Source organism: Streptomyces sp. NPDC051940 (genome assembly GCF_040680895.1).
Classification (GTDB): Bacteria; Actinomycetota; Actinomycetes; order Streptomycetales; family Streptomycetaceae; genus Streptomyces.
Window position 1 is genome coordinate 25,655 of record NZ_JBFAXR010000027.1, and the last position, 22,387, is coordinate 48,041.

Consider the following 22,387-nt stretch of genomic DNA (forward strand, 5'->3'; position numbering starts at 1 on the left):
CCGCGAAGGTGTGTAAGGAACCGGGCCCGGCGCCCTCTCCCTCGTGACGGCCGGTCCAGCCAGGACCGGCGACGGCAGAGGGGCACTGACATGACAGGCGCGGGGGCGAAGACCGCTGTCGAATGGCTGGTCGCGGCGGCAACGGATCCGGAGTCCTGCCGGTGGGAGTGGGAGCGCAACCCCCTCGGGGTGGCGCTCCTCCCGGCGGGACGCCTCTGGGACGTGCTGATCGTGCCCGGCGAGCTCGGCCATCCCACCCTCGATGTGATCGTCCGGTGCGTGGAGCGCCCGGGTCCGGTGCTGGCCGACTTCGGCGGCTCCCGGCTCGGCTTCTTCGTACCGCCCGGAACCGCCGCCCGCTGGCTCGCCACCGGGGTGCGCGGCGCGGGCCGGGGCACCTGGATCGTGGTGCCCTATCCGGGACGGTCCAGCGGCGGCGTGCGCTGGGTGGTGCCGCCCGACGGCTCCGGCACGCTCACCGATCCGGTGCTGCTGGAGCTGGCGATGCACGAGGCGGCGGCGCTGCTGGGCCGGACCGCCGCAGACTGAGGGCCACACCCGGCAGCAGCACCGCCACCAGGCACCAGCTGGCCACGACGTCCAGCGGCCAGTGGTACTCGCGCCACACCAGCCCGAGACCGCAGGCCGCCACCAGCACCGCGGCGAGGACCACCGCGAGCCGCCGCACCCAGGGGCGGGTCGCGCACCCGGCGACGAGCACGGCCGCGCCCCCGTAGGCCACCGCGGAGGTGGCGGCGTGGCCGCTCGGATAGAAGCCGGCGTACGAGGTGACGACATCGACGGTCGGCCCGGGCCGGGCGAACGCCTCCTTCAGCGGTACGACGAGCGCGGGCACCAGCGCCATCGCCACCCCCGCGGCGAACGCGGCGCGGCGCTGCCCTCGGTGCACGGCGTACGCGACGGCGGCCACGAGGAACGGGACGGCGACGAGTCCGTTGCCGAGATCGGCCAGAAACTCGCCGAAGCCGGCCGGCGGCGCGTGCCGCCCCATCCCCTCGGCCAGCGCCTCGTCGGAGTCCACGAGCGGCCCGCCCGCACCGACCTGCCAGCTGATCACAGCCAGCAGCGCGGCGGCGCACCACGGCACCACGCGCAAGAAGAGGGCCGTCCGCACGGGAGCCGGGGGGACAGCTCGCGGGCGGACGGCCCTTACAGACCGCTCGCCCCGGGGGGTGTGGGGCGAGCGGGGTTCCGATCGGTGAGGAGGTTCTGTACGGAAACGGTACGGCAGCTCGCCGCCCACGGACAGGCGCATCACCTGTCCATCATCGGGCCCCCACACGTTCTTCACGTCGCGTACGACGAACGGGGCCGCGGCTTCGTGCCCGGCGGGCCGCTACGCGGGCTGCTTCTCCAGAACCGTCTTCAGCTCGGAGAGGATCATCACCCAGCCGCCGCTGACGCCCTCCAGCATCCTGCTCTCCGGGGTGTCGAAGCCGTCGTGCGTGATGGTCAGCTTCACGCCCGGCTCCGGCGTCTCGGCGGGCTCGATGTCGAACGCCACCTTCGAGCGCTCCTTGCGCGCCTCGGCGAACTCCTGGTCGCTCATCCCGAACATCTCCTGGTGCATCGGCATCAGCGTGTGCCAGGTGTACGCCAGCCGCTTGCCGGGGACGGACTCCGTCACCCGCTGGCCGAGGTCCTGCGGCTCGCCGTTCTCCTCGGTGGGCCAGTAGACGGTGTCGCCCTCGCGCCAGGTGGAGCGGGGGGCCCAGCCGGTCATGTACTGGTCGAGGAACTCCTGGGTGGTGAGCGCCTCCCAGAGCTTCTCGGGCGTGGTGTGGATGTACAGGCTGTAGACGAACTCGGGCTTGCTCATGGGTGTTCCCTTCGGGGTGGCCCCCGTTTCCAGGGCCTCTCTCAGATTCGCCAGGGCCGCCATCCGGCCGCGCTCGAAGCCGCGGATCCAGCGGTCGGCGATGTCGTGGATCGGGACGGGGTTGAGGTAGTGCAGCTTCTCCCGTCCCCGGCGGACGGTCGTGACGAGGCCGGCGGCCTCGAGGACCGTCAGATGCTTGGTGGCCGCCTGGCGGCTCATGGCCAGATCGCCGGTCAGCTCGGTCAGCGTCTGTCCGTCGCGGGCGTTGAGGCGGTCGAGCAGCTGCCGCCGGCACGGGTCCGCGAGCGCGCGGAAGACGGTGTCCATGCGGGGGTCCGTACGGCGGTCCACGGGGCGCCTCCTTTCCTTCGAAAATACGCAACCCAGGGGTTGCATGTCAAAGACCGGGCGACCGTGACCGGAGTAAACCGCCATGCCCCTCTCACCCCGCCACACGGAAACGACAGAATGGGGGGATGACCGTCAGCTCACAGAGCGCCACCTCGCTCGCCGATCCCCATCTGCGTCCTGCCGCCGAGCGCGACCCCGCCGGGCCCCGGGACATCGTCATCCTCGGGTCGACCGGATCCATCGGGACCCAGGCGATCGACATCGTGCTGCGCAACCCCGGCCGGTTCCGCGTCACCGCCCTCGCCGCCGCCGGCGGCCGGGTCGGGCTGCTGGCCCAGCAGGCGCACCGGCTGCGGCCGGCCGCGGTGGCGGTGGCCGACGCGTCGAAGGCGGGCGACCTGCGGGAGGCGCTCGCGGCGCTCTACGGCGCGGAGCCGCTGCCGGAGATCCTGGCCGGGCCCGACGCGGCCACGCAGCTCGCCGCGTCCGTGTGCCACACCGTGCTGAACGGCATCACCGGATCGATCGGCCTCGCGCCCACCCTCGCGGCCCTGCGGGCGGGGCGGACCCTCGCGCTCGCCAACAAGGAGTCCCTGATCGTCGGCGGTCCGCTGGTGAAGGCCGTCGCCCGGCCCGGCCAGATCATCCCCGTCGACTCCGAGCACTCGGCGCTCTACCAGGCCCTGCTCGGCGGCAGCCGGGCCGAGGTGCGCAAGCTGCTGGTCACCGCGTCCGGCGGCCCCTTCCGCGGCCGTACCCGCGAGGAGCTGGAGCGCGTCACACCCGAACAGGCGCTGGCCCACCCCACCTGGAACATGGGGCCGGTGGTGACCATCAACTCCGCCACCCTGGTGAACAAGGGGCTCGAGGTCATCGAGGCCCATCTGCTCTTCGACATCCCCTTCGACCGCATCGAGGTCGTCGTCCACCCGCAGTCCTACGTCCACTCCATGGTCGAGTTCATCGACGGCTCCACCCTCGCCCAGGCCGGACCGCCCGACATGTGCGTTCCGATCGCGCTGGGCATGGGCTGGCCCGACCGGGTGCCCGACGCCGGGCCCGCGTTCGACTGGTCGAAGGCGTCCACCTGGGAGTTCTTCCCGCTGGACGAGAAGGCCTTCCCGTCCGTCCCGCTGGCCTGCCACGTCGGAGCGCTGGGCGGTACGGCGCCGGCGGTGTTCAACGCCGCGAACGAGGAATGCGTCGCCGCGTTCCTCACGGGCCGTCTCGCCTTCAACGGAATCATGGACACTGTTACTGACGTCGTGACCGAGCACGGCACACCGGCCACGGGAACCCCGCTCACCGTCGAGGACGTCCTCCAAGCGGAGACCTGGGCGCGCGCCCGGGCCCGTGAACTCGCCGGGATTCCCGTGACAGCAGCGGAGGCACACTGAGATGGCAACCCTGATGTGGCTGATCGGTGTCGTGGTCTTCGTGATCGGGCTGCTCTTCTCGATCGCGTGGCACGAACTCGGCCATCTCTCGTGGGCGAAGCTGTTCGGCATCCGCGTGCCGCAGTACATGGTCGGCTTCGGCCCGACCATCTGGTCGCGGAAGAAGGGCGACACCGAGTACGGCATCAAGGCCGTCCCGGCCGGCGGCTACATCCGGATGATCGGCATGTTCCCGCCCGGCGACGACGGCAAGGTGCGCCAGCGCTCCACCTCCCCGTTCCGCGGGATGATCGAGGACGCCCGGGCCGCGGCGTACGAGGAGCTGAAGCCCGGCGACGAGACGCGGATGTTCTACACGCGCAAGCCGTGGAAGCGCGTCATCGTGATGTTCGGCGGCCCGTTCATGAACCTCATCCTCGCGGTCGCGATCTTCATGGGCGTGTGGATGCTGTACGGCGTGCCGAAGCAGACCACCACGGTCTCCTCCGTCGCCGACTGCGTGATCTCCCAGAAGGAGGACCGCGACACCTGCAAGGCGAGCGACCCCAAGGCCCCCGCCGCGCTGGCCGGGCTGAAGGCGGGCGACAAGATCGTCGCGTACGACGGGGTCCCCGTCAGCGACTGGAAGACCCTGCAGGGGCTGATCCGCGACAGCCGCGGCGACGTGGCGATCACCGTGGAGCGGGACGGGCAGCCCAAGGAGCTGCACGCCACCGTCAAGCTGAACGAGGTCGTCAAGGACACCGATAACCCGGGTGACGACCCGGAGACCATCAAGGCCGGCTTCCTCGGCTTCACCCCCGGCCGCGGCATCGTCGCCCTGTCCGCGGGGGAGTCCGTCGAGCGGATGGGTGACATGGTCACCCAGGGCGTGGACGCGGTGCTCGCGCTGCCGTCGAAGATCCCGGACCTGTGGAACGCCGCGTTCAACGGCGAGGAGCGCAAGGCCGACTCCCCGGTCGGCGTCGTGGGCGCGGCCCGTGTCGGCGGCGAGGTCGCGGCGCTGGACCTGCCCGCGTCCGAGCGGATCGCCTTCTTCCTGCAGCTGGTGGCGGGCTTCAACCTCTCCCTGTTCCTGTTCAACATGCTGCCGCTGCTCCCGCTGGACGGCGGCCACATCGCGGGTGCGCTGTGGGAGTCCGTCCGCCGTAACACCGCGCGCCTGTTCCGCCGCCCGGACCCGGGCCCGTTCGACGTCGCGCAGTTGATGCCCGTGGCGTACGTCGTGGCCGGGATCTTCGTCTGCTTCACGCTGCTGGTGCTGGTCGCGGACGTGGTGAACCCGGTGCGGCTGACGGGGTAGGGCCTGTCTTTCGGGTCTTGTCGCCTGTGACTGGGTCATGTGGTGCGGGGTGGCTGACCGCGACGGGTCAGGCAAGGGCGCGTCGTCCGGTGCGTGCAGCTGCAAGGCGGAGGAGGGAGTCGACGCGGAGCGTCGGCGACCGACGACAACGCGGCAGATGCGCGTGCCGGGCGGCGCGCACCCCGGCAAGATCCGGAAGACAGGCCCGGAGCGGACTGTCGGGCTCCTGCCGGGTTTGTGTCGCGGTTCGTCGACAGAACCGGTGACGTTCCGGCCGCGGTGTGCTGTCCGACATCCGCGTGACGTAATCTCGAAGGCTGAGCCCGCTCGCCGGGGGCCGATCAAAACCAACCGTGGGGTTGCCGCCAGATGACTGCCATTTCGCTGGGAATGCCGTCCGTACCGCTGAAGCTCGCCGAGCGCCGCAAGAGCCGCAAGCTGCAGGTCGGCTCGGTCGCCGTGGGCGGTGACGCCCGGATCTCCGTCCAGTCGATGACCACGACGCGGACCTCCGACATCGGCGCCACCCTGCAGCAGATCGCCGAGCTGACCGCCACCGGCTGCGACATCGTCCGGGTGGCCTGCCCCACCCAGGACGACGCCGACGCCCTGGCCACCATCGCCAGGAAGTCCCAGATCCCGGTGATCGCCGACATCCACTTCCAGCCGAAGTACGTCTTCGCGGCGATCGACGCGGGCTGCGCGGCCGTCCGGGTCAACCCGGGCAACATCAAGCAGTTCGACGACAAGGTCAAGGAGATCGCCAAGGCCGCCGCCGCGGCCGGCACGCCGATCCGGATCGGCGTCAACGCGGGCTCCCTCGACAGGCGGCTGCTGGCCAAGTACGGCAAGGCCACCCCGGAGGCGCTCGTCGAGTCCGCGCTCTGGGAGTGCTCGCTGTTCGAGGAGCACGGCTTCCGCGACATCAAGATCTCCGTCAAGCACAACGACCCGGTCGTGATGGTCTCCGCGTACCGGCTGCTCGCCGAGCAGTGCGAGTACCCGCTGCACCTCGGCGTGACGGAGGCGGGCCCCGCCTTCCAGGGCACGATCAAGTCCGCCACCGCCTTCGGCGCGCTGCTCTCCCAGGGCATCGGCGACACGATCCGCGTCTCGCTCTCCGCGCCGCCGGCCGAGGAGGTCAAGGTCGGCCTGCAGATCCTGCAGTCGCTGGGCCTGCGCGAGCGCACCCTGGAGATCGTCTCCTGCCCGTCCTGCGGCCGCGCCCAGGTCGACGTGTACAAGCTGGCCGAGGAGGTCACGGCGGGCCTGGAGGGCATGGAGGTGCCGCTGCGCGTCGCGGTCATGGGCTGCGTCGTCAACGGCCCCGGCGAGGCCCGCGAGGCCGACCTCGGTGTCGCCTCCGGCAACGGCAAGGGCCAGATCTTCGTCAAGGGCGAGGTCATCAAGACCGTCCCCGAGTCGAAGATCGTCGAGACCCTCATCGACGAGGCGATGAAGATCGCCGAGCAGATGGAGAAGGACGGCATCGCCTCCGGCGAGCCCACGGTCAGCGTCGCGGGCTGAGACCCCGACCGACCTCGTACGTCGCACGACGGCGGGCCGCCCCCCACGGGTCGGCCCGCCGTCGCGCACCCGGAACACCTGACAGGTACAGTGCCGCTGTGTTGACGACCGGTATCACCAGGGTGGTGGAGCCCACCGAGATCACCGCCGCGCGGGCGGTGCTCGACCGTGAGCCGGTGGCTAACGCCTTCGTCGCGGCCCGGGTGGCGGCCGCCGGGCTGGACCCGTGGCGCCTCGGCGGCGAGATGTGGGGCTGGTACGCCGGCGGCCGGCTGGAGTCCCTCTGCTACGCCGGGGCCAACCTCGTCCCCATCTGCGCCACCCCCGAGGCGGTACGCGGCTTCGCCGAACGCGCCCGGCGTACGGGCCGGCGCTGCTCGTCCATCGTCGGCCCGGCGGAGGCCACCGCCGGGCTGTGGTCGCTGCTGGAGCCGGTCTGGGGCCCCGCCCGCGAGGTCCGCGCCAACCAGCCGCTCATGGTCACCACGTCCATGCCGCCGGACATCCACCCCGATCCGCTCGTACGCCGCGTGCGCAGGAACGAGATGGACGTGATCATGCCCGCGTGCGTGGCCATGTTCACCGAGGAGGTCGGGGTCTCCCCGATGGCGGGCGACGGCGGCCTGATCTACCAGGCCCGGGTCGCGGAGCTGGTCGGCTCCGGCCGCTCCTTCGCCCGGATCGAGGACGGCAAGGTCGTCTTCAAGGCCGAGATCGGCGCGGTCACCTCGCAGGCGTGCCAGATCCAGGGCGTCTGGGTCGCCCCCGAGCACCGCGGCCGGGGCCTGTCGGAGACGGGCCTGACGGCGGTCCTCGGCTACGCCCTCGCGGAGGTCGCCCCGGTGGTGAGCCTGTACGTCAACGACTTCAACACGCCCGCGCGGGCCGCGTACAAGCGCATCGGCTTCCGCGAGGTGGGGGCGTTCATGAGCGTGCTGTTCTGACCGCTCTGACTCCTCCGACTCTCCGACTCCTTTGACTGCTCTGACAGCTCCGAAGCGCGGCGGTCAGCTCGCCCGCTCGTCCACCAGGCCCTCGCTCCGCAGGTCCGACCAGACCCCCTCCGGTATCCGGGCCCCGAACGCCTCGGCGTTCCGCCGTACCTCCCCCTCCGACCGCATGCCGACGACGACGCCGGCGACCGCCGGATGGCGCAGCGGGAAGGCCATCGCCAGCTGCGGGAGCGTCACACCGTGGGCCTCGGCCACGTCGGCGAGGCGGTGGGCGCGCCGCAGGACCCGCGGCGGGGCGCTGGCGTAGTCGTACGGGGCGTCCTCGGCCGGCCTCGGGGTGGCGAGCAGCCCGGAGTTGAAGACGGAGGCCGCGACGACCGAGACGCCCCGGTCCGTACAGGCGGGCATCAGATCGTCCAGCGCGCTGTGGTCCAGCAGCGTGTAGCGGCCGGAGAGCATCACCACGTCGACGTCCGTCTCCTCGACCAGCCGGGTCAGCCTGACGTGGTCGTACATTCCCGCCCCGATGGCGCCGACCACCCCCTCGGCGCGCAGTTCGGCGAGCGCCGGGTAGCCCTCGCGCAGCGCGTCCTCGAAGTGCTCCTCCGCGTCGTGCAGGAGCAGCAGGTCGATCCGGTCCACGCCCATCCGCCGCAGCGAGTCCTCCAGACTGCGCCGGACGCCGTCGCGCGTGAAGTCCCATACCCGGCGGTGGGTGGCGGGCACCATGAAGCCCTCCTTGTCCATCCGGCCGGCGGGATCCTGCGGTACGAGCAGCCGGCCGACCTTCGTCGAGAGCGTCACCCCGTCGCGCGGTCTGCCGTGCAGCAGTTCGCCGGTGCGGCGCTCGGAGTGCCCGATGCCGTAGTGCGGCGAGGTGTCGAAGTAGCGGATGCCGGCGTCCCAGGCGGCCCGCAGGGCGCCCGCCGCCGTCCTGTCGTCCAGCGGTGCGAAGAGCCCGCCGAGCGGACCGCCGCCGAAGCCGAGCTCGGTGATCCGCACGTCGCTCTTCCCGAGCTGGTTCCACCGCATGCGCATGGCCGTCCTCCTGTGGTGAGTCCTGTCGGAGTAGTCCACGGCAGGCGGGCACCGGCGCCAACCGATGTAGGGCATCGCTTAATCGGCGGATTCCGCGACGGCGGTTCACCCGAGGAGGTTCACCAGCACCGGCGGTGTCCGCTCGCCCGCCACCGTCGTCACCGACAGGACCCCGTGCCCCGGCGGCAGCGCGTTCGCCAGGTCCGACGCGGACCAGCGCTCCCGCTGCACCTTCCGTACCGTCACCGACTCCGTCGTCACCGCCGCCCCCGTCACCAGCCGCCGCAGCGAGCGCAGCGCCCGGCGCAGTACGCCCCCTGAGTAGTCCGGCGTGTGCGTGACGTCCCGGGTCTCCACCCACTCCGCGCCCCAGGCCTCGGCGAAGAGGCGGCCGTCCCAGGTGGAGACGCCCGATAGCGCCATCCGGCAGCCCGCCGCAGCCAGCAGCGTGCTGCGCAGGGCCTCCGGCACCTCGTCCATCGAGCGCAGCGACAGCACCACGCCCGCGTGCGCGGTCCGCAGCCGCTGGACGCCCCGGATCGTGCCGGGCGTGACCGTCGCCGACGCGTCGTCCAGCACCAGCGCGGCGAACAGCGAGTGGTCGGCCCGCGCGGGCACCGCGGCCGTGAACTGAGCCAGCACCAGCCGGGCCAGCAGCCGCGACGCCTCCGCGTGGCCGCGCTCCGGCAGATCGATCCGCACCCGCATCGGGTACTCCAGCGCGCGCATGCTGAACTGCCGGCCGCGCCCCGAGGTGTCGAAGAACCGCGCGAACGCCGGGCGGTCCAGCACCGCCAGCCGGTCCGCGAGCAGCGGGCCGACGTCCCCGGCGCGCCCGGCCTGCCGCTCCCGGGCCTCCAGGTCGCGGGCCGCCGCCGCGGGAGCCGCCTCCCGCAGCGCGTCGAAGGCCGCGGGGTCGTGGTCGAGCAGCGCCCGCAGCTCCGGCACCGCAGGGAAGCGGCCGTACGCCCCGGCGTACGCGCCGAGCAGCTGCGCGAGCGCCGTCACGGCCTGGCGGAGGACCACCGGCGTCTCGCCGCCCAGCAGGGCCTCGGCGAGGAGGACGGCCGCCTCGTCCGGGTCGTTGGTGCCGCCGTACAGGTCGAGGTCGTGCGGGGAGCTCTCGTCGCCGATCCGCACCACCACGTCGTACGCCTCGTCCGGGCCGAGCTGCCCCGGCGCGCCGACGGCCACCACGGCCGCCTGGCCGGCGAGGGCCTGCAGGCACAGCGACTCGACGACCGGGGCGACGACCCGCCCCGTCTTCCCCGCCGCGGGCGGCCCGACGACCACCAGCCCCGTGCCCAGCACCCCCGGCTCCAGCGCGATGCCCGCGCCCCGGAAGGCGTGCGGGTTGCGCTGGCTGTCCGGCGCGGTCCCGATGCGCACCTGACCGGTGCGCAGATCGTGCTCGTAGCGGCGTACGGGCAGATCGCGCAGCCCCGACGGATGCGGGCAGGCGGCGGCCCCGTCGTACGTCACGGCGCTGGCGAACGCCTGCTGGCGGGCCGGCTGCGCCTGTACGCCCTGCCAGGCGCGGCCGATCCGGGCGTGGTCGACGTCCGTCATGGTCCCGGACCGCGTGTCGTGCGCGAGCCGCGCGGCGATGTCGGCGAGCCCGGCGGCGCGCAGCTGCGGCCAGTCGGCCGGGTCCTCCTCGGCGGGCTGCTTGGGACCGGCCTCCGCGGGGGGACCCGGGTGCCCGCGCAGCACCTGCGCCCAGTGCCCGAGCCGGGCGAGGGGCCACAGGACGACGAACGCGAGGACGGCGTACACGGCGTAGCTGACCAGGGCGGCGAGATAGCGGTTGTCGCCGCCGCGCAGCCAGCTCTGCGGCAGCAGGGTGAACGCCAGGTCCAGCAGGGGGAGGAAGCCCGTCCAGACGAGGAGCAGCACGAACCCCGCCGCGGCGGCCGTGGTCCACGCGCGGGGGCGCGGCGGCTGCTGTTCGACGTACCGGCGTACGACCTGCTGCCACTGGCCGCCGCGGGCCGCGATCCAGCAGACCAGGACGAAGACCCCCGTGTCGTACAGGCTGCGCGCGATGCCCGCCGCCTTCGGCCGGTCGTCGCCCTCCCACCAGGAGTCCGGTGTCACCCACTCCAGCGGGGCGCGGCGGAAGGGGATCACGCCGTTGCGGTACAGCGACCACACGAACAGGGCGCCCAGCAGCGACAGCAGCGCTCCGCCCAGCAGTTGCCGGTGCGGCAGCCGGTCGGGGTCGTGCGCGGGCCGCGGCGCGTGCCCGAAGCGCCAGATGCCCGGCAGCGCGGCGGGCCGTGGCGTGCGCAGCCAGGTCACGAAGGGATGCGGTGCCGGGGCGGCTCCCCGCTGCCCCGGGATCCCGCCGGGGCCGTCCCCGGCCCCCTGCGCCCGCCAGGGGCGTGACCTGTGCGTACCGTCCGTCGACATGGGGCCAATTTACCTACTGAGGGCGACAGTTACGCCCCGTCACGCGCGGGAGCGCACCGGGTGCTGCGCGTCGGCGGGGGATATCCGAGGGCTTCGCCCCCGGACCCTGTGGGGGAGGTGGTGGGATGGGTGGTCACCGTCGAGGTTGCGGAGGTGATCGCGCGGGGCGTACGGGCTGGTGTCAGGTTTGCGAGGGGTTGGCTGCGGGCCGGGTGGCCGCCGGGTTCTGTCCGCTGGTGCGCAGTCCCGTGGAGGCCGATGGGTCACCGTACTTGGGTGTGCCCTTGACGCCCGGATGGCCCGCGGCGGTTCCCGTGGGCGAGGCCCCGGAGCCCGTCGTCACGCCGAACGCGGCTCCGGCGACACCGCCGACCATCGAGCCCACGGCTCTGCCGATCAACGACCCGGCCGCGGTGCCGATCGCCATACCCGCCGTTCCGCCGACCGTCATGCCTGCCGTGCCGCTGACTGCTGGGGTCTGCTGTCCTCCGAACGCGGAGACCGTTCCGGGGAGTGGCCGCGGACTCGCGATCCCCCCGCCGGCCGGGTGCGCCGGAATGCCGGGTCCGGACGCGGCGGCGGCAGGGTGCGCCGGGACGCCCGGGCCGGATACGCCGCCGAGGACGCCCCCTGGGCGCCGGGTGGAGGGGCCGCCCCCGCCGAGCCTGGGGTACGCCCCGGAAGGCGGCTTACGGCGAAGCCCTCCGAGGGGTACGCCGGCAGGCCCCCCGGTTCCCGGCGCGCCACCCGTGCCCGCCGGGCCGCCCGCGCCCGCGTGGCCGACGCCGGCCGCGCCGCCCATGCCGGCCGTGCCGCCCGCGCCCCCGGCGCGCCACCCGTGGAACATCGCTCCCAGCAGGCCCGGCGCCCCCAGCCCCGCCATCGACACGTACCGTGCGTACGCCTCGTGCGTGAGGCTGTTGAGCCCCGGGTCGAAGCCCTCGCTCACGATCAGCCGGTCCGGCTGATCACCGCACGCCGCACTGAACGCCCGCAGCATGCGCTCGCTGCCCGCCCAGCCGCTCAGCACCGGCAGCACGCAGACCGGGGAGTCCGGCGTCAGATACGGCGCGCTCGGCTCCGGCTCCTGCTCGAGGGCCAGCTCCGCCCCCTCCTCCGTGAGCGCCACCGGCTGGAACGCCACCCGCGACGCCGACAGCGCCGACCGGATGAACTCCCGTACCCGGTCCAGGTCCGCCAGTTGTCCGTGCGGCAGCAGATCCCGGCCCGGCTCGAAGAGCAGCACGGGCCGCGTGCGCAACTCGACGCGTACCTCGCCCAGTTCGGGCAGCCGGCCCAGGAACTGGGCGAAGGGGCTGGACAGATACCGGATCGACAGCCGCTCCGCCAGCCACTCGTCACCCGCCCGCGCGGCCGCGTGCAGCGCCCGGGTGAAGGAGGCGCGCAGCGGCTCCAGCGACTCCCGCCGCACGGCGGACCCGGTGAGGACGGCGTTCAGCTCGGACTGCGCCAGCAACAGGGCGGAGTCCACCACCTGTTCGTGCGCGTCCGCCCGCGCCGACCCGCCGATCACGGCGCTCCGCGGCGTGTGCCGGGCGTCGTCGAGGGCGAGCCGGGCCAGCGCGATCGTGTGCTGCCGCTCCAGCGCGTCCGTGATCCGGGGGAGCTGCTCCAGCAGCATCTGCGTGGCCACGGCCAGCGCCGCGGGGATTCCGTCCGCGGCCACGTCCTCGGTGGAGTAGCTGACCCGCTCGGCGTCCTCCAGCGCCCGCAGCCGCCCGACGAGCGCGGGACGCCGGCCGGACTTCAGCCGGTACCGCGGGTCCGTACCGTCGCCGCGCCCGGTGACGTAGCGCGCGCCCTCCGCGTCGAGGACGCGCCGCGCCACGGCCGTCGTGACGTCGGCGAACCGGGCCAGTTCGGCTCGCGAGAACTCGCCCAGCGCCAGGATCCCACCCAGCACCCGGTACAGCTCCGCCGCCGTCGCGGCGGGCCCGTCGGCGAACTTCCTGGGCACCATGCGGCGTCACCACCGATCACAGCTGGAACGAGAAGACCTTGGACGACGGCTTGCGGGCGTCCGCGGCGACGGGCGGCGGGGCCGTCCAGCGCGCTTGCAGAGCCCGCAGACCGGACAGCAGGTGGGGCACATCCCGGTGCCGGTAGTACTCGGCGAGCAGCGGCCACAGCGCCGCCAGCCGCTCGGCGCGCAGCAGCCCGCTGTGCATCAGCTGGGTGAACTCCTCACGCTCCTGCTGGCGCATCGCCGAGGCGTTGATGGCGAACGACAGTTCGAGGAAGGCGAGTTCGACGTCCGCGCCGGGGCCGGGTCCCGGCATCCGGGCGAGCCGGTGCAGCAGCGCGTGCGCGGCCCACGCCCCCATCGACCGGTGGCCCCAGGCCCGGTCCTGCGGCAGCTCCCGGACCCGGGCCTGGTGCAGCGCGCCCGCGGCCTCCTCGAATCCCGGGCGGCGCAGCTCGGGGAAGTCGTCCTCGGGCAGGTCCACCAGGGGCAGCCCGCCGCGCAGCAGCAGTCGGTAGAGCGTCAGCGCGGCGTAGTCCATCCAGCCCTCCGCGTAGCGTGACGCCGGATCGGGCAGGGTGCGGCTGTCGTCCCACGGGCCCTGCAGCACATGGCAGACGCACTCGTGGAAGATGGCGTACGGCAGGGAGTTGAAGGACAGCAGGTCGAACTCGCCCACGCTGAGCCGCAGCTCCACCCGGGACAGGTCCGGATGCCCGGCCTGGGCGTGGGTGACCGCCGAGCCGGCGAAGGGGGCGAAGGACAGCTCCGGCCGGTTCACGACGTAGATCATGGTGAACTCGGTGCTGTCCTGCAGCCGCGGCGGCGGCTGGGGCAGCAGCTGCCGGTACGCGGCCACCGCCGTGTCCAGCAGCGACTCACACAGCCGCTGCAGCGGATCGGCGGGCTCCGCCGTCAGCACCACCACGCGGGCGTCGATGGTGTCGAACAGCTCGACCAGCCGCTGCCGGTCCGCCGCCGACGCGTAGCCGACGGCGTCGCGCAGGCCACCGGCCAGCCCGTCCAGGAAGTCGGGCAGCGGGGTGCGGTCGACGGCCTCCAGGGCGTAGCGGGTGCGGCCCTCGACCTCGCTCTCCACGGCCCGTACGAGCGCCGTGCAGCCCTGCGCCACCAGCTGCGGCTTGAGGGCGTCGAGCGCCTCGTAGACGACCCACCGCCCCATCAAGGCGTTGCGCACGCTCGGGGCGAGCCGGATCGCGGCCATCTCACCGCTCCCCGCCGTCGTCTCCGGCCTCCGGTACGGACCGGGGCCCGGCATCCCGTACGGCGTCCTCGCCGCGTCTGCCCCGGATCCACGGAAGCACCACGGTGTCCCACAGGGAGGTCAGCGCGTGGTTGGCGGCGGGCGCGAGGGCCACGACGAGGGCGATGTGGGACGCGTCCAGCCCGGCGCCCTCCACCCGGAAGCGGACCGCCTCGCCCGGCGGTACGGCCAGTACGTCCCGCGGCGGCACCCCGTGCGCGGCCACCTCCGCGCGCAGCTCCGCCGACTCCGCCAGCTCCGCCCAGAACGCGGCGACCTCGCGGTCCAGCTCCTCGACGGACAGCGTGCCTCTGCGATACGCGAGTTCCTTGCCGGTCATGACACCCCCCGGGCCGACGACCCACCCCGCACACCAAGCTACTCGCCCCGACCACGCACCGTGACCGCTTCGCCGCGGTTGAGCGCCCCCGGGTCGCGCGGGCTCCGCACTTGGGGTCCGTACGCGGGTGGGTGACCACGTCGGAGGCGTCCCTTGGACAGCGTGGACAACGCGACACGGCCGATCCCTACCGATCGGAGCATGCCCAGCGGGCGCGCGGGCACCTAGCCTGCACCGTAGAAACCCCCTTTGTCCGTCCCTCTCGAGGAGCGCTCATGACCAGCATCCCCGCCGCCGCAGGCAGTGGCGGCCCCTCGCTCCCCCAGGAGCGCCGTCTCGTCACCGCCATCCCGGGCCCGAAGTCGCAGGAGCTGCTCGCCCGTAAGCAGGCCGCCGTGGCGAACGGCGTCGGTGTGACGCTGCCCGTGTTCACCGCCCGCGCCGGCGGCGGCATCCTCGAGGACGTCGACGGCAACCGGCTCATCGACTTCGGCTCCGGCATCGCCGTGACCTCCGTCGGCAACAGCGCCGAGGCCGTCGTACGCCGCGCCACCGAGCAGCTGCAGGACTTCACCCACACCTGCTTCATGGTCACCCCCTACGAGGGCTACGTCGAGGTCGCCGAGGCCCTCGCCGAGCTGACCCCCGGCGACCACGCCAAGAAGTCCGCGCTGTTCAACTCCGGCGCCGAGGCCGTCGAGAACGCCGTGAAGATCGCCCGCGCGTACACCAAGCGCCAGGCCGTCGTGGTCTTCGACCACGGCTACCACGGCCGGACCAACCTCACGATGGCGCTGACCGCCAAGAACATGCCGTACAAGCACGGCTTCGGCCCGTTCGCCCCCGAGGTCTACCGCGTCCCGGTCGCCTACGGCTACCGCTGGCCGACCGGCCCGGAGAACGCCGGCCCCGAGGCCGCCGCGCAGGCCATCGACATGATCAGCAAGCAGGTCGGTGCCGACAACGTCGCCGCGATCATCATCGAGCCGGTCCTCGGCGAGGGCGGCTTCATCGAGCCCGCCAAGGGCTTCCTCCCGGCGATCGCGCAGTACGCCAAGGACAACGGCATCGTCTTCGTCGCCGACGAGATCCAGTCCGGCTTCTGCCGTACGGGCCAGTGGTTCGCCTCCGAGGACGAGGGCATCGTCCCGGACCTGATCACCACCGCCAAGGGCATCGCCGGCGGTCTGCCGCTGGCCGCCGTCACCGGCCGCGCCGAGATCATGGACGCCGCGCACGCGGGTGGCCTCGGTGGCACCTACGGCGGCAACCCGGTGGCCTGCGCCGCCGCGCTCGGCTCCATCGAGACGATGAAGGAGCTGGACCTCAACGCCGCGGCGAAGCGGATCGAGGCGGTCATGAAGGGGCGGCTGACCGCTCTGCAGGAGAAGTACGACGTGATCGGCGACGTGCGGGGGCGCGGGGCGATGATCGCGGTCGAGCTGGTGAAGGACCCTGTGACGAAGGAGCCTCACCCGGAGCTGACCGGGGCGGTCGCCAAGGCGTGTCACGCGGCGGGGCTCATCGTGCTCACGTGCGGTACGTATGGGAATGTGCTGCGGTTCCTGCCGCCGCTCGTGATCGGGGAGGACCTTCTGAACGAGGGCCTCGACATCATCGAAGAGGCGTTTGCCGCGCAGCTCTGAGGTGTGCGTGGGGTGCCCCCGCGGCGGTCTGGTTGCGTACCGCTGCGGGGGCTTCGCCCCCGGGCCCCCGAATCGGCGCTTCGCGCCTCTGGCCTCAAACGCCGGCCGGGCTGTGTCGGCGCTTCGCGCCTCGGCCTCAAACGCCGGCCGGGCTGTATCGGCGCTTCGCGCCTCTGACGCCGGCCGGGCTTGAGTGGTGCTTCGTGCCTCAAGCCCGGGCGGCGTTTGGTTTGTCTATGCCGGCTCGCCCCGCCACTCGCCGCCCTGGCGGTCTGCCCAGCGGGCTACTGACGGGGCCGACAGGCCCGCGGCCAGGAACAGGACGATCAGGACCAGCCAGCCGCGTGCACCGAACGCCAGTACCGTCGCGGTGAACAGGGCCGGGCAGAGCATGACCGCCGCGGAGAAGCCCGAGGCGAAGACGCCCTGGTACACGCCCTGGGAGCGACGGTCGGCCAGGGCGTAGCCCAGCGTCCAGCTCGCGCCCTGCTGCAGCACCTCGGTGGCGATCTGCGCGAGCATGCCCAGCACGATGAACACCGCCGCCGCCCACACCCCCGCACCGGCCGCCGCCGCCCACAGCGCGCAGGCGGCCGCCATCGTGAAACCGGCCCAGCGGGTGACCCGCGCGGCCCGCGGGCCGTCCACGGAGAGCCGGGACGCGGGGATCTGGAACAGGGCGACCAGGACGCAGTTGAGCACCATCACGGCCGCGTAGATCCAGGTCGGGGCGTCGGTGTACTCCGCCATCCAGAGCGGGAGTCCCGCCTCGATCAGCGTGAACTGCATCGCGAAGACGCCCATGATGACCGTCATCGTGAAGAACGGCAGGTCGCGCACCGCCTTCCAGCGGTCCTCCTTCCCGGCCGGCGGCGTCTCGGCCGCGGCCGCCAGCTCGCGGTCCTTGGGCACCCGCGACAGCAGGACGGGGGCGAGCAGCAGGGAGACGGCGTTCACCGTGATCAGCGCGCGGAAGACGGGCGCGGAGTCGAGCTGCAGGGCGACACCGCCGAGGGTGGTGCCGACGGCCATCGACACGTTGGTGAGCATCCGCAGGTAGGCGCGGCTCTCGGTGCGGGCGTGCGCCGGGATGATGACCGCCATCCAGGTCGAGTTGGCGGTGTGCACCGTGCCCCAGCCGACGCCGACGACGGTCGTGGCGATCAGGAAGCCCGGCACCGAGTCGACCAGCAGGTAGGAGAGGATGCCGAGTCCCGTCCAGGCGTAGGCGGCGGAGTAGACATAGCGCGCCCCGTACTTGTCGCACAGGCGTCCCGCCGGGATCCCGGAGAGGATCGAGCCCACACCGCTGAGCGTCAGACCGTAACCGACAGCCGTCACCCCGAGCCCCACGACCTGCGAGAAGTACAGGGCGTTGACAGCGATGAGGAGACCGCCGCCGAAGCGGGTCAGCAGGGTGTTGACCGCGAGCTGGCGGAGGACCGGGTCGACCGGCCACCACCCTCTGAGCAGCGGCGTTTCGTCGGATGAGGCAGGTGAGTCCGCTGAGGCGGCAGTACCGGGCGGGGCGCTTGTCATGTGCCGACAGTAGAAAGCGCCCCACCGGTCGAACGAACGGGTTTATTCACGTCATAGAGTCGGTAATGGGGAGGGATCGGCGTGACGTGTGGGACACCTCACGCTGATCGCCGGCCCCTCCCCGCCGCCCTCAGCGGATCGGCCTGCGCACGTTCTCCTTCTCCGACGGCCCCGGCGTCGCGTCCGCGATCCACGGCCCGTCGCCGGACTGGTCCACGATGCCCTGCTCGAGCCAGGTGTACGCCCCGTCCAGCACGCCCTTGACGACCTTGCGGTCCAGGTCGTCGGTGTTGGTCCAGAGCCGGCCGAAGAGCTCCTCCACCCGGATCCGCGACTGCCGGCAGAACGCGTCCGCCAGCTCGTACGCCTGCTTGCCGTGCTCCCCGTCGCGCCGCAGCAGCTCCGCCCGTACGCACGAGGCGCTCATCGCGAACAGCTCCGCGCCGATGTCCACGATCCGCCCGAGGAAGCCCTGCTTGGTCTCCAGCCGCCCCTGCCACCGGGACATGCCGTAGAAGGTCGACCGGGCCAGCTTGCGGGCGGTGCGCTCGACGTACCGCAGATGGACGGCGAGGTCGACGTGGCCCTTGGGGTGGAACTGGTTGTACATGCCGGGCACCTGGCCGGGACCGGCCACCAGCTTGGGCAGCCAGCGGGCGTAGAACGCGCCCGCCTTGGCGCCCGCCCGCGCCTTGTCGGACAGTGCCTTCTCCGGGTCGATCAGATCGCCGGCGACCTTCAGATGGGCGTCGACGGCCTCGCGGGCGGTGGCCAGGTGCATGATCTCCGTGGAGCCCTCGAAGATCCGGTTGATGCGCAGATCGCGCAGCACCTGCTCGGCGGGTACGGCGCGCTCGCCGCGCGCGGCGAGGGAGGCGGCCGTCTCGTAGCCGCGGCCGCCGCGGATCTGCACCAGCTCGTCGGCCATCAGGCTCGCCATCTCGGACGCGAACAGCTTGGCCAGCGCCGCCTCGATCCGGATGTCGTTGCGGTCCTCGTCGGCCATCTGCGAGGACAGGTCCAGGACCGCCTCCAGGGCGAAGGTGGTCGCCGCGATGAAGGCGATCTTCGATCCGACCGCCTCGTGCTTGGCGATCGGCCGGCCCCACTGCTCGCGGGCCGCGCCCCATTCGCGGGCGATCTTCAGACACCACTTGCCGGCGCCGGTGCACGACGCGGGCAGCGAGAGGCGGCCGGTGTTGAGCGTGGTGAGCGCGATCTTCAGGCCGGCGCCCTCGGGGCCGATCCGGTTGGCGGCCGGGACACGAACCCGGTGGAAGCGGGTGACGCCGTTCTCCAGCCCGCGCAGGCCCATGAAGGCGTTGCGGTTCTCCACGGTGACGCCGGGGTCGGAGCCCTCGACGACGAAGGTCGTGATGCCGCCCTTGTGGCCCTCCGACTTCGGGACCCGTGCCATCACCACGAGGAGGTCGGCGACCACGCCGTTGGTCGTCCACAGCTTGACGCCGTCGATGACGTAGTCGTCGCCGTCCGGGACGGCCGTCGTCGCCATCCGCGCCGGGTCGGAGCCGACATCCGGCTCCGTGAGCAGGAAGGCCGAGATGTCGGTACGGGCGCACCGCGGCAGGAACTTCTCCTTCTGCTCCTCGGTGCCGAACAGCTTCAGCGGCTGCGGTACGCCGATCGACTGGTGGGCCGAGAGCAGGGCGCCGACCGCCGGGTTCGCGGAGCCGACCAGGGCCAGGGCCTTGTTGTAGTAGACCTGGGTGAGGCCGAGACCGCCGTACTTCGTGTCGATCTTCATGCCGAGGGCGCCCAGCTCCTTCAGCCCGTTGATCGTCTCGTCGGGGATCCGCGCGTCCCGCTCGATGAGGGCGTTGTCGACGCGGGTCTCGCAGAAGTCGCGGAGCTTGGCGAGGAACTCCTCGCCGCGCTTGGCGTCCTCGTCCGCCGGTACGGGGTGCGGGTGGATCAGGTCGAGTCGGAAGCGTCCCAGGAACAGTTCCTTGGCGAAGCTGGGCTTGCGCCAGTCCTGTTCCCGGGCCGCTTCCGCGACCTGTCGGGCTTCCTTCTCTGACACGTTTCTGGTTGATCCAGTCGCGGGCTGGGCCATGAGGGACTCACCTCGGACGCCACGGGGATTCTCGCCGACGGGTTACCGGAGAGTGCTACTCGTCCGTATGTACCCGATTCGGGGAGATCCGACCAGCCCGCGCGCACCATTGGGGTGTCAGCCGGCCATCCTGGCCCGGCAGGTGTCCCGGATCTTGTAGAAGTACGACAGGTACGACGCGTGGTACGACGCGCTGGTGATCCGCACCATGGCCTCGTCCGCCGACCGCAGCGCCGAGCCGATCCAGTTGTGGCTGCCGGTGTAGACACGCGGGGTGATGTCCCCGCCGTAGTCGCCGTCGATCATCCAGAACTTGGTGTGCGTACGGACGTCGATACCCGGCCCGTTGCTGAAGTTGCAGTACAGGTGCTGGATCCCCGCGCCGTCCAGGATCGTGGTGACCGTCGAGTCGGTGCCGCTGTACACGATGTCCACCCAGCAGCCCTGCGCCCGCTTCTCCGCCAGCTTGGACGCCACCTGCTTGCGCGAGCCCAGGAACGACCACATCACGACCCTGATGTCGGTCTGGTGCCGCAGCCCGTCCGTGCCGGTGTAGGCGCAGGAGACCTCGTCCAGCGCGTTGACGACGGTGTCGGACGCGCCGTTGTAGTAGTTCGGGTCGGCGCGCGGGAAGAAGAAGGCGCGGTACGTGGAGCCGGTGGGCGTGGACCGGTAGTAGGAGTTGTTCCCGGCGGCCAGGTAGCGCAGCCGCCGCAGATCGTCGTGGTACGTGGCGTACCCGTCGTACACGGTCGCGTCCACGAAGGTCACGGAGTCGTTGTAGGACTCCTTCTTGTACCAGTCGTTGAGGTTGGACGAGGTCTGGAAGACCACCTTGGAGTAGCTGGTCCCGTCGTCGAACGGCCCGATCTTCGAGAAGACGAAGAACTTGTTGTGGTTGTACGCGGGAGAGGGCGGCGGCGTCGCCGCGCAGCCGCGGGAGACGTCGTCCACCCCGTCGTCGTCCTCGAACTTGTCGTCGCACACCACGATCCAGGAGGCCGCGGTGTCCGTCGTGCCGAGCGCGCTCCTCAGCGAGAGATAGGCGGCGCTGCCCTTCTCGGAGGTGTTGTCGTCGACGATGAGCTTGACCGCGACCCCGCGCTGCGCGGCGGCGATCAGCGCGTCGGCCACGCCGGTGTCCTCCAGCTCCAGCACCGAGCCTCGGATCGTCTGCCCGGCGGGCGTCGCGTCGATCAGGTCGACCAGCTGGGTGAACACCGCGGACTGCTGGGCCGCGGACCCCAGCGGGTCGTTGAACACGGGCCCGTTGACCACGGGTTTGGTGACGGCCGCCGCGGGGCTCGCGGTGCCCACGAGCAGCGTGCCGAGCAGGGACAGGAGTACGACAGCGAGCCCGGTCCGCCGGGCTGCGCTCTTCCCCCTCATCCAGAACTCCCTTCGCGGGTACGGAGATCGGTCGGGGGAACCCTAGGGGCGGAACCGTTGTTTTGTCAGGGGCGCGACATTCGGTACGCGGTGAGCGCGATCCGCTCCCCGCCGTCCGCGCGCTGCGCCATCAGCAGCAGACCGCCCTGGCGCAGCAGATGGAACGCCGTCTGCGGACGCGTGCCCGCCGGTCCGACGTCCGGCAGCGTGCCCGCCAGGGACGGCCGCCCGTCGGCGAGCCCGATCGCGGTGAAGCACGGATGCGCGGGGGAGGCGCCCTGGCAGCCGGCCACGACCGCCCGGCCGGCGTCGGTGCCCAGCAGGGTCGCGACGGGGTCGTGGGTGTACGTCCACAGCTGGCGCCGGGAGGTCAGGTCGTACGCCGCGACGCCGTCGTTCGTGCGGACGGCGAGCAGGAAGGCGTCGACGAACCAGTAGTTGCGCAGCGGCGCGAAGTCCCGGGCGTCCACCGCGTCCACCAGCCGCACCCCGGGGCCGCCGACGGCGCCGTACACCTCCATCCGGCGGTCGCCGCGGACCGTGCCCAGCACGAGGGTGAGCGGCTCGTCCGCCACCACCGCCTCGACCAGCGTTCCGGCCGGCACCGGCTCGTTCCACAGCCGGCGCCCGGATCCCGCGGCGTAGACGGTGATCCGCCGGTCCCCGGCGCAGGTCTCGCCGAGCACCACGTGCGCCGAGCTGTACGCCGCCGAGTCCAGCGCGCAGCCCGGCACCGGTGTGACCGGGGCCAGGGGGCGGCCGTCGGTCAGGGCGAAGCGCAGCACGCGGCTGTCGCGCGCGTCCCGGTCGCGCAGGCCCAGGGCCACGCCCGTCAGGCCCGCGGACGGCGGCTGCCAGTCCCGGCCGGTGATCTGCTCCACGTCGCGCTGCCAGCGCACGACGCCGGTCGCGGCGTCCAGCAGCTCCAGCCGCGTGCAGCCGCGGCCGCGCATCAGGTACTGGACGGCGCCCGCGCCGTCGCTGCCGGCCGTGGGGGAGACCCCGCAGATGCCCTCGGCCCCGGGTGGGAGCGGACGCTGCCAGGCGGTCCGGCCGTCGTCGATCCGGTATCCGGTCAGCGTGTCGCCGTACCGCAGCACGACGGTGTCACCCGCCGACCAGAGCACCGCGGGCAGCCGGCTCTGCGGCTCCTCCCGGGTCCACAGCCGGTCCAGGGCGTGGGACGGCGGGCGGCGCGGCTCGGACCGGAACTGGTCGCCGATGTCCTCGAAGCCGCCGTTGACCAGCCAGAGCACGGCCGCGAGGGCGGCCAGCAGCCGCAGCAAGGTCCGACGACGCGCCATGGCATCCCCCGAGTGCCGTGCCGGGA

Annotated in this window: 17 protein-coding genes; 6 read left to right on the forward strand and 11 right to left on the reverse strand. The window is 72.5% G+C overall.

What is annotated here, in order from left to right; translation table 11 throughout:
- The first annotated feature begins 90 nt into the window (after positions 1-90).
- Complete coding sequence (locus tag AB0M28_RS13815; protein WP_365402847.1) at positions 91-549, forward strand: hypothetical protein; 459 nt, start codon at positions 91-93, stop codon at positions 547-549.
- On the opposite strand, the gene AB0M28_RS13820 is transcribed toward AB0M28_RS13815, so the two are convergent.
- Together AB0M28_RS13820 and AB0M28_RS13825 are read right to left on the reverse strand one after the other, a co-directional pair.
- Positions 476-1,111, reverse strand: a complete 636-nt coding sequence (locus AB0M28_RS13820; RefSeq protein ID WP_365402954.1) for a phosphatase PAP2 family protein — start codon at positions 1,109-1,111, stop codon at positions 476-478. The two genes, AB0M28_RS13815 and AB0M28_RS13820, sit on opposite strands and share 74 nt — an antisense overlap.
- A 246-nt stretch (positions 1,112-1,357) precedes the next feature.
- Positions 1,358-2,167 carry a metalloregulator ArsR/SmtB family transcription factor gene (locus AB0M28_RS13825; RefSeq protein WP_365402957.1) on the reverse strand — a complete coding sequence of 270 codons (810 nt, stop codon included), beginning with the start codon at positions 2,165-2,167 and terminating at the stop codon, positions 1,358-1,360.
- 149 nt (positions 2,168-2,316) lie between these two features.
- Here AB0M28_RS13825 and dxr point away from each other — a divergent pair, with 149 nt between their 5' ends.
- The 4 genes from dxr to AB0M28_RS13845 all read left to right on the forward strand — a co-directional run bounded on the left by dxr (position 2,317) and on the right by AB0M28_RS13845 (position 7,362).
- Positions 2,317-3,588, forward strand: a complete 1,272-nt coding sequence (gene dxr, locus AB0M28_RS13830; RefSeq protein ID WP_365402850.1) for a 1-deoxy-D-xylulose-5-phosphate reductoisomerase — start codon at positions 2,317-2,319, stop codon at positions 3,586-3,588.
- Between the two features lies 1 nt (position 3,589).
- Positions 3,590-4,891, forward strand: coding sequence for a site-2 protease family protein (locus tag AB0M28_RS13835; protein ID WP_365402852.1), 1,302 nt, complete (start codon positions 3,590-3,592; stop codon positions 4,889-4,891).
- Between the two features lie 369 nt (positions 4,892-5,260).
- A complete protein-coding gene (gene ispG, locus AB0M28_RS13840; RefSeq protein WP_365402855.1) occupies positions 5,261-6,418 on the forward strand; it encodes a flavodoxin-dependent (E)-4-hydroxy-3-methylbut-2-enyl-diphosphate synthase in 1,158 nt (385 codons plus the stop codon).
- Between the two features lie 98 nt (positions 6,419-6,516).
- Complete coding sequence (locus AB0M28_RS13845; RefSeq protein WP_365402858.1) at positions 6,517-7,362, forward strand: GNAT family N-acetyltransferase; 846 nt, start codon at positions 6,517-6,519, stop codon at positions 7,360-7,362.
- Between the two features lie 63 nt (positions 7,363-7,425).
- Here the strand turns inward: AB0M28_RS13845 and AB0M28_RS13850 are convergent, their stop codons facing one another.
- The 5 genes from AB0M28_RS13850 to AB0M28_RS13870 form a co-directional block, all read right to left on the reverse strand.
- Complete coding sequence (locus AB0M28_RS13850) at positions 7,426-8,403, reverse strand: aldo/keto reductase (protein ID WP_365402960.1); 978 nt, start codon at positions 8,401-8,403, stop codon at positions 7,426-7,428.
- Between the two features lie 111 nt (positions 8,404-8,514).
- Positions 8,515-10,821 (reverse strand): hypothetical protein, encoded by a 2,307-nt coding sequence (locus AB0M28_RS13855; protein ID WP_365402861.1) that lies wholly within the window; start codon positions 10,819-10,821, stop codon positions 8,515-8,517.
- 181 nt (positions 10,822-11,002) lie between these two features.
- Positions 11,003-12,802, reverse strand: a complete 1,800-nt coding sequence (locus tag AB0M28_RS13860) for a hypothetical protein (protein WP_365402864.1) — start codon at positions 12,800-12,802, stop codon at positions 11,003-11,005.
- A 16-nt stretch (positions 12,803-12,818) separates the two neighbouring features.
- Positions 12,819-14,030, reverse strand: a complete 1,212-nt coding sequence (locus tag AB0M28_RS13865) for a hypothetical protein (RefSeq protein ID WP_365402867.1) — start codon at positions 14,028-14,030, stop codon at positions 12,819-12,821.
- A gap of 1 nt (position 14,031) precedes the next feature.
- Positions 14,032-14,409 (reverse strand): hypothetical protein, encoded by a 378-nt coding sequence (locus AB0M28_RS13870; protein ID WP_365402870.1) that lies wholly within the window; start codon positions 14,407-14,409, stop codon positions 14,032-14,034.
- A 275-nt stretch (positions 14,410-14,684) separates the two neighbouring features.
- Between AB0M28_RS13870 and gabT the strand changes: the two genes are divergently transcribed.
- A complete protein-coding gene (gabT, locus tag AB0M28_RS13875) occupies positions 14,685-16,055 on the forward strand; it encodes a 4-aminobutyrate--2-oxoglutarate transaminase (RefSeq protein WP_365402873.1) in 1,371 nt (456 codons plus the stop codon).
- A 234-nt stretch (positions 16,056-16,289) separates the two neighbouring features.
- Here gabT and AB0M28_RS13880 read toward each other — a convergent pair whose 3' ends face one another.
- From AB0M28_RS13880 to AB0M28_RS13895, 4 genes are all read right to left on the reverse strand, one after another.
- On the reverse strand, positions 16,290-17,594 hold the full coding sequence (locus AB0M28_RS13880) for an MFS transporter (protein ID WP_365402877.1): 1,305 nt from the start codon (positions 17,592-17,594) through the stop codon (positions 16,290-16,292).
- Positions 17,595-17,724: 130 nt separating this feature from the next.
- On the reverse strand, positions 17,725-19,668 hold the full coding sequence (locus AB0M28_RS13885) for an acyl-CoA dehydrogenase family protein (RefSeq protein ID WP_365402879.1): 1,944 nt from the start codon (positions 19,666-19,668) through the stop codon (positions 17,725-17,727).
- 117 nt (positions 19,669-19,785) lie between these two features.
- Entirely contained in the window at positions 19,786-21,057 is a 1,272-nt protein-coding gene (locus AB0M28_RS13890) for a phospholipase D-like domain-containing protein (RefSeq protein WP_365402882.1), read from the reverse strand.
- Between the two features lie 65 nt (positions 21,058-21,122).
- Complete coding sequence (locus AB0M28_RS13895; protein WP_365402885.1) at positions 21,123-22,361, reverse strand: PQQ-binding-like beta-propeller repeat protein; 1,239 nt, start codon at positions 22,359-22,361, stop codon at positions 21,123-21,125.
- Positions 22,362-22,387 lie beyond the last annotated feature (26 nt).